This window comes from Streptomyces sp. NPDC058955, assembly GCF_042741435.1.
In the GTDB taxonomy this organism is placed as follows: Bacteria; Actinomycetota; Actinomycetes; order Streptomycetales; family Streptomycetaceae; genus Streptomyces.
Window position 1 is genome coordinate 1068 of sequence record NZ_JBHYKM010000166.1, and the last position, 12081, is coordinate 13148.

Genomic DNA, 12081 nt, shown 5'->3' on the forward strand with positions numbered 1-12081 from the left:
CCTCGTCACACCGGGACGGAGGGGCCGTCTCAGGGGCGGCGGCGGGCGAGGACGAGCGCGGAACCGGCCGCGGCGGCGATGAGGACGGCGCCGGCGGCCAGTTCGGCGGCGCCCAGGGCGTCGGAGCCGGTGGTGCCGCCGAAGCCCGCCTTCACGCCCTTGTGCGGGGTGACCGGGGTGACCGGCGTCGGCGGGGTGGTGCCGTGGGCGATGGTCAGGGTGGTGGTGCCGCGCTCGCCCTTGCAGTCGAAGGCGATCTCGTACTCGGCGCCGGCCTTCGCGTCGACGTCGACGGTGGCGCTGCCGGGGCGGCCCTCGGTGAGCGTGACCGTGTCGAAGATCCCGGAGGTGACGGTCACGGACGGGACCTCGCAGCCCTCCGTGGTCAGGGTGACCGTGTCGCCGGGGGCGACGGTGCGCGGGGTGACGGAGAAGCCGAAGGAGGTGACGTCCGGGGTCGTTCCGTCGCCGGCCGAGGCCGTGGGGGCGGACACCGCAACGGCCGCGGTGATCAGCAGGGCGGCGGAAGCGGTACGTATCGCGCGCATGCGGTCCTCCGGGTCGCGGCGGGGGCAGGGGCGCGGAGCGGCTCCGCGTCCGGGTCCGGCGCCGTCGGCGCGGGCACCCCCACCGCGATCGAAGCTAGGTGCGGCGCGGGGGCGCCGCCACCGGGCCCTCCCCGCGCTGCGCCGTACGGGGCACGCGGCGGGGCGTTCAGGGGACGCGGACGACCTGGCCGGCGTAGGAGAGGTTGCCGCCGAAGCCGAAGAGGAGGACGGGGGCGCCGGAGGGGAGCTCGCCGCGCTCGACCAGCTTGGCGAGGGCGAGCGGCACGGAGGCGGCGGAGGTGTTGCCGGAGTCGACGACGTCCCGGGCGACGACCGCGTTGACGGCGCCGATCTTCGCGGCGAGCGGCTCGATGATCCGCAGGTTGGCCTGGTGCAGGACGACGCCGGCCAGGTCCTCGGGGGCGATGCCGGAGCGGGCGCACGCCTCGCGTGCGAGGGCGGGGAGCTTCGTGGTGGCCCAGCGGTAGACGCTCTGGCCCTCCTGGGCGAAGCGCGGCGGGGTGCCCTCGATGCGGACGGCGTGGCCCATCTCGGGGACCGAGCCCCACAGGACCGGGCCGATGGCGCCGGTGTCGGTCTCGGTGGCCTCGACGATCACGGCGCCGGCGCCGTCGCCGGTGAGGACGCAGGTGGTGCGGTCGGTCCAGTCGGTGATCTCGGTCATCTTGTCGGCGCCGATGACGAGGGCGCGGCGGGCGGCCCCGGCCCGGATCGCGTGGTCGGCGGTGGCGAGCGCGTGGGTGAAGCCGGCGCAGACCACGTTGAGGTCGAGGGTGGCGGGCGCGCCCATGCCGAGGCGGGCGGCGACCCGGGCGGCGGTGTTGGGCGAGCGGTCGATCGCGGTGGAGGTGGCGACGACGACGTAGTCGATGTCGCCGGCGGTGAGCCCCGCGGCGGCGAGCGCCTTGCCCGCGGCGTGCGCGGCGAGCTCGTCGACCGGCTCCTCGGGGCCGGCGACGTGCCGCGTGCGGATGCCGACCCGGCTGAGGATCCATTCGTCGCTGGTGTCGACCAGCTCGGCCAGGTCGTGGTTGGTCAGTACCTTGGCGGGCTGGTAGTGCCCGAGCGCGGCGATGCGAGTGCCCGTCATCCCGGGACCCCCTCGATGGTTCGTTCAGCGGCAGGAACCACCCAGTCTTGCCAGCGACTGATGGGTAACAGGTGACGTAAACCACCAAGATTCCCCCGAGTCGCTTGGCCGACCGTGACAAGGGGTCAGGTGGCGCACCGGGTCGGGCGGGGGTTCCCGCGGTGGCGGAGAATGTGACGGTCAGGGGCAGGAACACCGACGGAATCGAAGGCGGCGGGGATGGGACGGGTCACCGAGCGACGGCGAGTCACGCGGATCCGCGGCGGCGCGGTGAGCGCGCGGCCGGACACGCTGGTGGCGGAGGAGCCGCTGGAGATCCGGCTGAACGGGCGGCCGATCGCCATCACCATGCGGACGCCGGGCGACGACTTCGCGCTGGCGGCGGGCTTCCTGGTCAGCGAGGGGGTGCTCGCCTCGGCCGCCGACGTCCGGTCCATCGTCTACTGCGCGGGGGCGAAGGAGGACGGCACGAACACCTACAACGTGGTGGACGTGAAGTCGGCGCCGGAGGTCGTGGTCCCCGACATCACGCTGGAACGGAACGTGTACACGACCTCGTCGTGCGGGCTGTGCGGCAAGGCGAGCCTGGACGCGGTGCGGACGACGGCGCGGTTCCCGATCGCCGACACTCCCCCGGTACGGGTCTCCCCGGCGCTCCTCTCGGAGCTGCCGGGCCGGCTGCGGGCGGCGCAGAAGGTCTTCGACACGACGGGCGGGCTGCACGCGGCGGCACTCTTCTCGGAGGACGGCGAGCTGCTCGACGTACGGGAGGACGTGGGCCGGCACAACGCGGTGGACAAGCTGGTCGGGCGGGCGCTGCGGGAGGACCTGCTGCCGCTGCACCGGGCGGTGCTGCTGGTCTCCGGGCGGGCCTCGTTCGAGCTGGCGCAGAAGGCGGTGATGGCGGGGATCCCGGTGCTCGCCGCGGTGTCCGCGCCGTCCTCGCTGGCGGTCGACCTGGCGGCGGAGACGGGGCTGACGCTGGTCGGCTTCCTGCGCGGGCCAGACATGAACGTGTACGCGGGCGAGCACCGGATCGAGCTGTAGGCCGCCGGTCAGTTCTTCGGCGGGTCGATCATCTGGAGGGCCAGGGTCGCCGGGGGCGGGGCGAGGCCGGGGCCGCCGGCCTCGGTCCAGGCGAGGATGTCGTCGAGGCAGTCGTCGTCGAGGGTGAAGCCGATCCAGGCGGCCCGGCCGCCGCGGCGGCGGCCCTCGGTGGAGGGCTGGACGACGACGATGTTGGCCTGGGCGCAGGGGCCGAGGCAGTCGCTGGTGCGGACGGCGAGCCTGCCGCCGGAGGCCGCGGCGGCGGCGCGGAGCCGGTCGAGCTGGGCGGCGTGGTCGGTGCCGGGGTTCTTGCGGGGGTCGCCGCAGCAGCAGCCGCGGCAGACGACGAGGGAGCAGGGACGGGACCCGTACCGTATCGGGACGCGGTTCGCGCGGGTGCGGCCGGGATCGAGTGAGGGCATGGGAGCACCGTATCGGCCCTGGTGATCACCGGGGAGAGGCGGTCGGCGCGGGTGCGCCCGTGAGGGCGGTCGGCGCGGGCGATCACCGGGGGGTGGCGGTCGGCGCGGGTGCGCCCGTGGCGGCGGCGCCGGTCTCCTCCGGGTCGCGGGCCCGGCGCCTGGCGAGGACCGCGCAGACCATGAGCTGCATCTGGTGGAAGAGCATCAGCGGCAGCACCGCGAGCGAGGCGTGCGGGCCGAAGAGGACGCTCGCCATGGGCAGACCGGCGGCCAGGCTCTTCTTGGACCCGGCGAACTGGATGGCGATCCGGTCGGCCCGTCCGAAACCGAGCTTCCCGGCTCCGTACCAGGTCAGGGCCAGCATCAGGGCGAGCAGGACGGCCTCGGCGGCGAGCAGCAGGGCGAGCCTGCCGGGGGTCACCAGGTGCCAGATGCCGGCGACCACGCCCTGGCTGAAGGCGGTGTAGACGACGAGGAGGATCGAGCCCCGGTCGACGTGTCCGAGCACCTTCTTCCGGCGGGCCAGGAAGCCTCCGACCCGGCGGCGCAGCGCCTGCCCGAGGAGGAACGGCACCAGGAGCTGGAGGACGATCCTGACGACGGCGTCGGCGGAGAGGCCGCCGGTGTCCCCGCCGAGCAGGGCGGCGGCGAGCAGCGGGGTCAGCACGATGCCGGCGAGCGAGGAGAAGGAGCCGGCGCAGATCGCGGCCGGCACGTTGCCCCGGGCGATCGAGGTGAAGGCGATCGACGACTGGATGGTCGACGGGACCAGGCAGAGGAAGAGGAAGCCGGTGTACAGCTGCGGGGTCAGGACGGCCGGGACCAGTCCCCGGGCGGCCAGGCCGAGCAGCGGGAAGACGAGGAAGGTGCAGCCGAGGACGGTGAGGTGGAGCCGCCAGTGGCGCAGTCCGTCGAGCGCCTCCCGGGTGGAGAGCCGGGCGCCGTAGAGGAAGAAGAGGAGCGCGACCGCGCCGGTGGTGGCGGCCTCGGCGACGTCGGCGGCCGCGCCGGAGGCGGGCAGCAGGGCGGCGAGGCCGACGGTGCCGAGCAGGGCGAGGACATAGCCGTCGACCGGCAGCCGGGCGGGCAGGAGGGGGCGTCGGTTCATGGCTCCACGCGGGTCTCGGGGCGGTCGGGTGCGGCTTCCATCCTGGTCGAAGGACCGGTCATCGGGAATCCCGTACAGCGCACTGACTGTCATCACGATCCGCGATAACGTCGTGCCGTGTACGAGCCCACCCAGCTGCGCACCTTCCTCGCCGTCGCCCAGACGCTGAGCTTCACCCGGGCGGCCCGGCGGCTCGGGCTGCGCCAGTCGACCGTCAGCCAGCACGTCCGGCGGCTCGAGGAGGCGGCCGGGCGGCCGCTCTTCACCCGGGACACCCACAGCGTGGAGCTGACCGAGGGCGGGCAGGCGATGCTCGGCTTCGCCCGCACGATCCTCCAGGCGCACGAGCGGGCGGCGGCCTTCTTCACCGGGACGCGGCTGCGCGGCCGGCTGCGGTTCGGCGCCTCGGAGGACTTCGTGGCGACCCGGCTGCCGGAGATCCTGGAGTCCTTCCGGCGCGCCCACCCGGAGGTGGACCTGGAGCTGACCGTCGGCCTCTCCGGGGTCCTCCAGGCGCGGCTCGCGGCGGGCCGGCTCGATCTGATCCTGGCCAAGCGGGGCGCCGGGGCGGACGGCGAGGGCGGGGTGCCGGTGTGGAGCGACGTCCTGGTGTGGATCGGGGCGCCGGGGCTGCGGCTCGATCCGGACCGGCCGGTGCCGCTGATCGTCTATCCGCCGCCCGGCATCAGCCGGGCCCGCGCGCTGGCGGCCCTGGAGGCGGAGGGCCGGGCCTGGCGGATCGCCTGCACGAGCTCCAGTCTGAGCGCCAACGTGGCGGCGGCCCGGGCGGGGCTGGGCGTGATGGCCCACACCCGCGGCCTGGTCCCGCCCGGCCTCGTCCCCGTGCCGGCCCGCTCCGGCCTGCCGGACCTCGGCGCGGTCGACTTCGTGCTCCGCAAGGGCCGCCGCGGCGGGGCGACCCAGGAGGCGGCGGACGCGCTCGCGGAGGCGATCCTGGAGGGCGGGGACGGGCTGCGGCGCCCGGGGTGAGCGCCGCCGGTGGCGGTACGCGGCCGGCCGCGCGGGCGCCCGGCGGATACCGGCCGGTCCCGGGAGCGTGGTCGGGCGGTACAGATTCGGTGGAGACTTGGCGCGCCCGGGGCGTACCGGGCGGTACGCAACGGGCCCCGGTCGGCCGTCACTTGCCTCCTCACCTGGTCTGACCTGTGCGAACGGGGAATGTCGCGGCTTGGTGAAGGTCCTGCCGCCGTCGCTCCGGGTGGGGTACGGTCACGGCGCCGCAGCCGTCACAGCGGCCCCTTTCAGCCACCGAGCCGTCGAGGGAGGAGCAAGTCCGTGCGCGAGTACACCGTGCCGCCCGTCGAGGCGGCTCCGCTGAGCGGCGGTCTGGCGGACGCCGTCTTCGCCCGCGCCGCCGACACCCCCGACGCGATCGCCTTCGGGCGCCGGGCGGCCGACGGGACCTGGGAGGACGTGAGCTGCGCCCGGTTCCGGGACGAGGTGCTGGCGCTGGCGAAGGGGCTGGTCGCGCACGGGGTCCGGTTCGGCGACCGGGTCGCCGTCATGTCCCGTACCCGCTACGAGTGGACGCTCTTCGACTTCGCGCTGTGGACGCTCGGCGCCCAGCCCGTACCGGTCTACCCGACCTCCTCCGCCGACCAGGTCCACTGGATGCTGCACGACGCCGAGGTCACCGCGTGCGTGGTGGAGCACGAGGACCACGCCATGACCATCGGCTCCGTCGTGGACCGGCTGCCCCGGCTCCAGCGGCTGTGGCAGCTCGACCCCGGCGAGGACGCGGGCCCCGGCGCGGTCGCGGAGCTGACCGCCGCCGGGGAGGGCATCGACGAGGAGGTCGTGCACCGGCACCGGCGCGCGGTGACCCCCGAGTCGGTGGCGACGGTCATCTACACCTCGGGCACCACCGGCCGCCCCAAGGGCTGTGTGATCACCCACGCCCATTTCATGGTCGAGACGGACGCCCTGCTGGCCGGCTGGGAGCCGGTCTTCCGCTCCCGCCCCGGCGACCGGGCGTCCACCCTGCTCTTCCTGCCGCTCGCCCACGTCTTCGGGCGGATGGTGGAGGTGGCGGCGGTGCGCGGCGGGGTGAAGCTGGGGCACCAGCCGTCGATGACCGCCTCCGCGCTCCTGCCCGACCTGGTCTCCTTCCGGCCGAGTTTCGTCCTCGCCGTGCCGTACGTCTTCGAGAAGATCTTCCACGCGGCGCGCCGCAGGGCCGAGAAGGACGGCCGGGCGGCCGTCTTCGACAAGGCCGTGGACGTCGCCGTGAAGTACGCGGAGGCCCTGGAGCACAAGGCGTTCGGCCTGGGGCCGGGACCGTCGGCGGCGCTGCGGGTGCAGCACCAGTTCTTCGACCGGACGGTGTACACGAAGGTGCGCGAGGCGCTGGGCGGGCGGATCCGGTACGCGATGTCGGGCGGCTCGGCGATGGACCGGGCCACCGGACTGTTCTTCGCGGGCGCCGGCGTCACCGTCTTCGAGGGGTACGGCCTGACGGAGTCGACGGCCGCCGTGACCGCGAACCCGCCGGGTCGGGTCCGCTACGGCACGGTCGGCCGGCCCGTGCCCGGCACCACCGTGCACATCGCGGAGGACGGCGAGGTGTGGGTCCACGGCGGCCAGGTCTTCTCCGGCTACCTCAACGACCCGGGGGCCACCGCCGCCGTGCTGAACGACGGCTGGCTGGCCACCGGCGACCTCGGCGCGCTCGACGCCGAGGGCTATCTGACGATCACCGGGCGGAAGAAGGAGATCCTGGTGACGTCCGGCGGCAAGAGCGTGGCGCCGACCGGCCTGGAGGAGCGGGTCCGGGCGCACCCGCTGATCGCCCAGTGCCTCGTCGTCGGCAACGACCGCCCGTACGTCGCGGCGCTGGTCACCCTCGACCAGGAGGCGGTCGAGCACTGGCTCGCCATCCAGGGCAGACCGCCGCTCTCCCCCGCCGAGCTGGTCCGCGACCCGGACCTGGAGACGGAGATCCGGCGCGGGGTGGTGGCCGCCAACACCCTGGTGTCGCAGGCCGAGTCGATCCGCACCTTCCGGATCCTCGCCCATCCCTTCAGCGAGGAGCACGGCCTGCTCACCCCGTCGCTGAAGCTGAAGCGCAAGGCGATCGAGCGGGCGTACGCGGCGGAGGTCGAGGCGCTGTACGGCTGACGGGGCCGTGGCGCGGTCGCGGAATGCCGGAGGACGGGTGATCGTTGTGCCCTTGGGGCGAGGTGTCCGCGCGGCGCCCGCCGACGACCACGACGACGTAAGGATCCATCCCACGTGAGCACGGACAGCAAGGTCCCCTCGGTCATCCTGAACAACGGCGTGACGATGCCGCAGCTGGGCTTCGGCGTCTGGCAGGTGCCGGACGACGAGGCGGCGAAGGCCGTGGGCACCGCCCTGGAGGCCGGCTACCGCTCCATCGACACGGCGGCGATCTACGACAACGAGCGGGGCACCGGCCAGGCCGTCGCCGCCTCCGGGATCGCCCGCGAGGAGCTCTTCGTCACCACCAAGCTGTGGAACAGCGAGCAGGGCCACGACAGCACGCTGCGCGCCTTCGACGCGTCCCTGGAGCGCCTCGGCCTCGACTACGTCGACCTGTACCTGATCCACTGGCCGGTGCCGGCCAAGGACGCCTACGTCGACACCTACCGGGCCCTGGAGAAGATCCTCGCCGACGGGCGCGCCAAGGCGATCGGCGTCTCCAACTTCCTGCCCGAGCACCTGGAGCGGCTGACGGCCGAGACCTCGGTGGTGCCGGCGGTGAACCAGATCGAGCTGCATCCGCAGCTGGCGCAGGCCGAGTCCCGCGCCCTGCACGCCGAGCTCGGCATCGCGACCGAGGCGTGGTCGCCGCTGGGCCAGGGCCGCGGGCTGCTCGACGTCCCGGCGCTCGTCGCCATCGCCCGCAAGCACGGGCGCACCCCCGCCCAGGTGGTGCTCCGCTGGCACCTGCAGCTGGGCAACGTGGTCATCCCGAAGTCGGTGACCCCGGCCCGGATCCGCGAGAACATCGAGGTCTTCGACTTCGAGCTGGACGCGGAGGACGTCGCCGCGATCGGCGCGCTGGACGAGGGCCGGCGCCTCGGCCCGAACCCGGCCGAGTTCAACGTGGCCTGAGGCCCCTGGTGAGGGGGACAGTGGACGGGGGCACCGCCCCCGTCCAGGACGGGCTCTACCGGGTGCGGAACGTGGGCAGCGGGCTGCTCCTGGAGGTGTACGCCGGTTCGCGGCGCGGGGGCGCCAAGGTGCAGCAGGGCGCCGCGACGGACGCCCCGGGGCAGCACTGGCGGGTGTCCGCGGTGCCGAACGGCGGCGGTCTCTACCACCTGGTCAACGCGGCCAGCGGGAAGCGGCTCGACGTGGTGAACGCCTCCACGGAGCCGGGCGCGCTCGTCCAGCAGTGGCGGGCGAACAATTTCGGCGCCCAGGAGTGGATCATCGAGCAGGACGTCCAGGCGCCCGGGACGGTCGCGCTGGTGAGCTTCATCAGCGGGCTGCTGCTCGAAGTGGCGGACGGGTCGGCGGCCGAGGGCGCCGACATCCGCCAGGGGGAGGACACCGACTCCCCGTTCCAGTGGTGGCGGCTGGAACCGGTGCCCTCCTGAGGCGGGCGCGGCGGCCCGCGCGGTTCAGCCCTTGCGGGCGGTGTGGACCGTGTGGGCCGTCAGGTGGAAGAGGTCCGTCCGGCGGTGCAGGGAGTGCTCGTCGGCCGGGTCGAGGAGCCGGTCGAGGACCGCGCGGTCCTCGGCGGCCAGGTGCTCGCCCATGCCCTCGCGGAGCCGCTCGAAGTGCCGGACGGCCAGCTCGCGGACGACCGGCGGGACCGGCGCCGGCACGTCCACGAGGAAGGTGCGGGTGCCGGCCGGGGTGAGGCCGGCGGAGACGAACAGGGCGCGCCAGTCGTCCGGTTCGCGGACGGCGCCGGGCAGTTCGGCGCGCATCCGGGCGAACCAGTCGGCGTGCTCGGCGTCGAGGCGGGCCTCCAGGCCGGGGCGGCCGATGCCGATGTCCCGGGGCAGGTGACGGAGCGGCAGCCCGCCCTCGACGAGGGCGACCAGGCCGCCGGGGCGCAGCAGCTTCGCGAAGTCGGCGAGCGCGGCCCGCTGGTCGCCGATGTGGTGCAGCGAGTTGCCGGCCCACAGCAGGTCGGCCTCGCCCAGCGCGCCGGTCTCCTCGGGGAGTTCGGCGCGCAGGGTGGAGACCCGGCCGCCGAGCCCGTGGTCCTCGGCGCGGGCGCGGGCCCGCTCCAGGAGCTCCGGGGTGCCGTCGACGGCGACGGCCTCGGCGTACGGGAACGCCTCCGCGAGGAACGTGGTGATGACGCCGGGGCCGCTGCCGATGTCGAGGAGGCGGCGCACGCCGCTCGCCGGGACGAGGGTGGAGAGCCAGGCGGCGGCCTCGCGGTAGGCACCGCCGGCGACCTCGGCCTGGCGCTCCAGGAGCGGGGCGAGCCGGCCCCAGTCGAGCTCGGTGCCGTGGGAGTGGCCGTGGGAGTGGCCGGTGGACGGGGCGTGGCCGTGGCCCGCGCCGTGGTGGTGGGCGTCGCGATGCTGGGTCATGGGACCAGAGTGCGCCGGGGCCCGCCGGAAGCGCGAGAAAAGTTGCCGGTACGGCAAACGTGTCGGCGCCGGGACCCGGTGCGGCCGCAGGGGGCGGGGCACGGACGCCCCTGCCGGCAGGGCTCGGGGGGCGGGGTGTCGTGGGCGCGGGAAAAGTCGTGGGACGTCGTCCGGGGCGGCTGTTAGCCTCGGACGTATGGGTGCGCTGTACTACTTCCTCTGATTCGGGTGCCGGCCCGGTCGCCGTCGCGGCCGCGGGCCGGTTTCGTGTGCCCTTTTTCCACGCACCCCGCAGAGGAACACACCCATGCGCGCTCGCGCCCAGCTCTCCCTCCGTCAGGTCGGCGTCTCCTTCGGGGACCGCCGGATCCTCGACCAGGTCTCGTTCACCGTCCGCCCCGGCGAGAAGGCCGTCGTCGTCGGTGAGAACGGTTCCGGCAAGTCCACCCTGCTCCGGCTGCTCGACGGCGGTCTGGCCCCGGACGAGGGCGAGGTCCTGGTCGACTTCCCGGGCTCCGTCGCCCGGCTCGCCCAGACGCTGCCGGAGACGTACCCCGTCGGGCCGGACGACACCGTCCAGCACGCCGTCGATCTCGCCCTCGCCGAACTGCGCGCCCTGGAAGCCGAACTGAGGGCCGCCGAGGCGGGCCTCGGCACGGCGGGGCCGGACGGGCTCGCCGCGTACGGCGCCCTCCTCGACCGGTTCGAGGAGCGCGGCGGCTACCGCGCCGACGCCGAGACCGCCGCCTCCCTGAACGCCCTCGGACTCGGGCACCTCACCCCCGACCGGCCGCTCGCCACCCTGTCCGGCGGGGAGCAGGCGCGGCTCGCGCTCGCCTGTGTGCTCTCCTCCGGCGCCGAGCTCCTGCTGCTCGACGAGCCGACGAACCACCTCGACCGCGACGCCGTCGACTGGCTGCGGGGGCGGCTCGCCGCGCACCGGGGCACCGCGCTCGTCGTCACCCACGACCGGGCCTTCCTCTCCGGCTTCGCCACGACGGTCCTGGAGGTCGACCGGGACCGGCGGACCGTGCTGCGGTACGGGGACGGCTGGGCCGGCTACCGGTCCGCGAAGGCCGCCGAGCGCCGCCGCCGGGCGCAGGAGCACCTGGAGTGGCGGGAGGAGGTGGCCCGCACCAAGGAGCTGGTCGCGGCGGCGGGGCAGCGGCTCGCGGTGACCGGGAAGGACCCGCGCCAGGGCTTCGGCAAACACCGCCGGTCCAGCGAGAACAAGCTGTCCGGGCAGGTGCGGACGGCCCGCCGCCGGCTGGAGGAGCTGCTGCGGGAGCCGGTGGCGGCGCCGCCGGAGCCGCTGCGCTTCGGCGGCCGGTTCGCCGGGGCGGACGCGGAGCCGTCCGAGGAGGCGCTGGTCGAGCTGGCCGGCGTGGTCGTCGGCGACCGGCTCGCCGTGGACGCGCTGCGGATCGGGGCCGGCGAGCGGCTGCTGGTCTCGGGGCCCAACGGGGCCGGGAAGACGACCCTGTTGCGGCTGCTGGCCGGCGAACTCGCCCCGGACGCCGGGGTGGTGCGCCGGACGGGCCGGGTCGGCCATCTCGCGCAGGAGCTGCCGCACTCCCCCACCCGCCGGACGGCCCTCGCGGTCTGGGCGGCCGGCCGGCCGGGGCCGCCGGAGGAGCACGCCGGGGAGCTGCTGGCGCTGGGCCTGCTGCGGGAGGAGGACCTGGCGGTGCCGGTGGCCGCGCTCTCGGCCGGACAGCGCCGACGGCTGGAGCTGGCCCTGCTGGTCTCCCGCCCGGCCGATCTGCTGGTCCTGGACGAGCCCACGAACCACCTCGCGCCCGCCCTGGTGGAGGAGCTGGAGGAGGCGGTCGCCGTGTTCCCGGGCGCGGTCGTCGCGGTCTCGCACGACCGGGAGTTCCGCGCCCGCTTCACCGGCCGCCACCTGGAACTGGCCGGCGGCCGGGTGACCGCCCTGACGGCGCGCGGCTAGCGGGCGCCGGGCTTCGCGTAGGCCGTGAGGCGGTACTCGGGGGCCGGGCGGGGGCCATGCTGGTCCGGGAGGGCGGCCAGGGCGGTGGCGAGGGTGTCCGTGGTGGCCGGGTCGCCGTGGAACCAGGAGGCGTAGTAGCCGGCGCGGAGCCTGCGGGCGGTGGACTCCGGGGTGGCGCCCTGGCCGTGGCCGGTGAAGGTGGTGGTGCCGGCCGGGGCGAGGCCGTGGGCGGCGGCGAGGGCGTCGACGCGCCCGGCGCGGTCGTGGGCGGCGCCGGGCGCCCGGTGCGGGCCGCACCTGCTCGATATGGCTGCGCGGGGGCTGGGGGGCGCGCGGGAGCTGGGTGGTGGCCTGCTT

Annotated in this window: 11 protein-coding genes and 1 pseudogene; 6 read left to right on the plus strand and 6 right to left on the minus strand. The window is 75.2% G+C overall.

Going from position 1 to position 12081, the window contains the following annotated elements:
* Positions 1 to 29: 29 nt before the first annotated feature.
* Together ACFW1I_RS35675 and ACFW1I_RS35680 are read right to left on the minus strand one after the other, a co-directional pair.
* Positions 30 to 548, minus strand: a complete 519-nt coding sequence (locus tag ACFW1I_RS35675) for a hypothetical protein (RefSeq protein WP_384677806.1) — start codon at positions 546 to 548, stop codon at positions 30 to 32.
* 166 nt (positions 549 to 714) lie between these two features.
* Complete coding sequence (locus tag ACFW1I_RS35680) at positions 715 to 1659, minus strand: beta-ketoacyl-ACP synthase III (protein WP_384677808.1); 945 nt, start codon at positions 1657 to 1659, stop codon at positions 715 to 717.
* A gap of 219 nt (positions 1660 to 1878) precedes the next feature.
* On the opposite strand from ACFW1I_RS35680, the gene fdhD reads away from it, so the two are divergent.
* On the plus strand, positions 1879 to 2706 hold the full coding sequence (gene fdhD, locus ACFW1I_RS35685) for a formate dehydrogenase accessory sulfurtransferase FdhD (protein WP_384677810.1): 828 nt from the start codon (positions 1879 to 1881) through the stop codon (positions 2704 to 2706).
* Between the two features lie 8 nt (positions 2707 to 2714).
* On the opposite strand, the gene ACFW1I_RS35690 is transcribed toward fdhD, so the two are convergent.
* Positions 2715 to 3128 (minus strand): (2Fe-2S) ferredoxin domain-containing protein, encoded by a 414-nt coding sequence (locus ACFW1I_RS35690; protein ID WP_384677812.1) that lies wholly within the window; start codon positions 3126 to 3128, stop codon positions 2715 to 2717.
* 82 nt (positions 3129 to 3210) lie between these two features.
* A complete protein-coding gene (locus ACFW1I_RS35695) occupies positions 3211 to 4236 on the minus strand; it encodes a bile acid:sodium symporter family protein (RefSeq protein ID WP_384677814.1) in 1026 nt (341 codons plus the stop codon).
* 117 nt (positions 4237 to 4353) lie between these two features.
* Between ACFW1I_RS35695 and ACFW1I_RS35700 the strand changes: the two genes are divergently transcribed.
* From ACFW1I_RS35700 to ACFW1I_RS35715, 4 genes are all read left to right on the plus strand, one after another.
* The gene (locus ACFW1I_RS35700; RefSeq protein ID WP_384677816.1) at positions 4354 to 5226 is read left to right on the plus strand and encodes a LysR family transcriptional regulator; all 873 of its coding nucleotides are present in this window, start codon (positions 4354 to 4356) and stop codon (positions 5224 to 5226) included.
* Between the two features lie 306 nt (positions 5227 to 5532).
* Complete coding sequence (locus ACFW1I_RS35705) at positions 5533 to 7374, plus strand: AMP-dependent synthetase/ligase (RefSeq protein ID WP_384677818.1); 1842 nt, start codon at positions 5533 to 5535, stop codon at positions 7372 to 7374.
* A 165-nt stretch (positions 7375 to 7539) separates the two neighbouring features.
* Positions 7540 to 8331: an aldo/keto reductase gene (locus tag ACFW1I_RS35710; RefSeq protein ID WP_384677826.1), complete on the plus strand. Its 792-nt coding sequence runs from the start codon at positions 7540 to 7542 to the stop codon at positions 8329 to 8331.
* Positions 8332 to 8351: 20 nt separating this feature from the next.
* Positions 8352 to 8819: an RICIN domain-containing protein gene (locus ACFW1I_RS35715; protein ID WP_384677820.1), complete on the plus strand. Its 468-nt coding sequence runs from the start codon at positions 8352 to 8354 to the stop codon at positions 8817 to 8819.
* Between the two features lie 24 nt (positions 8820 to 8843).
* Here the strand turns inward: ACFW1I_RS35715 and ACFW1I_RS35720 are convergent, their stop codons facing one another.
* Positions 8844 to 9773 (minus strand): class I SAM-dependent methyltransferase, encoded by a 930-nt coding sequence (locus ACFW1I_RS35720; protein ID WP_384677822.1) that lies wholly within the window; start codon positions 9771 to 9773, stop codon positions 8844 to 8846.
* Positions 9774 to 10080: 307 nt separating this feature from the next.
* Between ACFW1I_RS35720 and ACFW1I_RS35725 the strand changes: the two genes are divergently transcribed.
* A complete protein-coding gene (locus ACFW1I_RS35725; protein ID WP_384677824.1) occupies positions 10081 to 11724 on the plus strand; it encodes an ABC-F family ATP-binding cassette domain-containing protein in 1644 nt (547 codons plus the stop codon).
* On the opposite strand, the pseudogene ACFW1I_RS35730 reads toward ACFW1I_RS35725, so the two are convergent.
* Positions 11721 to 12081, minus strand: a pseudogene (locus ACFW1I_RS35730) (hypothetical protein); the annotation flags it as partial. The gene ACFW1I_RS35725 and the pseudogene ACFW1I_RS35730 sit on opposite strands and share 4 nt — an antisense overlap.

What these genes read in the sequence shown, in the direction of transcription:
- ACFW1I_RS35695 (WP_384677814.1), bottom strand. Translation starts at nt 4,236, where the DNA reads ATGAACCGACGCCCCCTCCTGCCCGCCCGGCTGCCGGTCGACGGCTAT.
- ACFW1I_RS35725 (WP_384677824.1), top strand. Translation starts at nt 10,081, where the DNA reads ATGCGCGCTCGCGCCCAGCTCTCCCTCCGTCAGGTCGGCGTCTCCTTC.
- ACFW1I_RS35690 (WP_384677812.1), bottom strand. Translation starts at nt 3,128, where the DNA reads ATGCCCTCACTCGATCCCGGCCGCACCCGCGCGAACCGCGTCCCGATA.
- fdhD (WP_384677810.1), top strand. Translation starts at nt 1,879, where the DNA reads ATGGGACGGGTCACCGAGCGACGGCGAGTCACGCGGATCCGCGGCGGC.
- ACFW1I_RS35680 (WP_384677808.1), bottom strand. Translation starts at nt 1,659, where the DNA reads ATGACGGGCACTCGCATCGCCGCGCTCGGGCACTACCAGCCCGCCAAG.
- ACFW1I_RS35675 (WP_384677806.1), bottom strand. Translation starts at nt 548, where the DNA reads ATGCGCGCGATACGTACCGCTTCCGCCGCCCTGCTGATCACCGCGGCC.
- ACFW1I_RS35720 (WP_384677822.1), bottom strand. Translation starts at nt 9,773, where the DNA reads ATGACCCAGCATCGCGACGCCCACCACCACGGCGCGGGCCACGGCCAC.
- ACFW1I_RS35710 (WP_384677826.1), top strand. Translation starts at nt 7,540, where the DNA reads ATGCCGCAGCTGGGCTTCGGCGTCTGGCAGGTGCCGGACGACGAGGCG.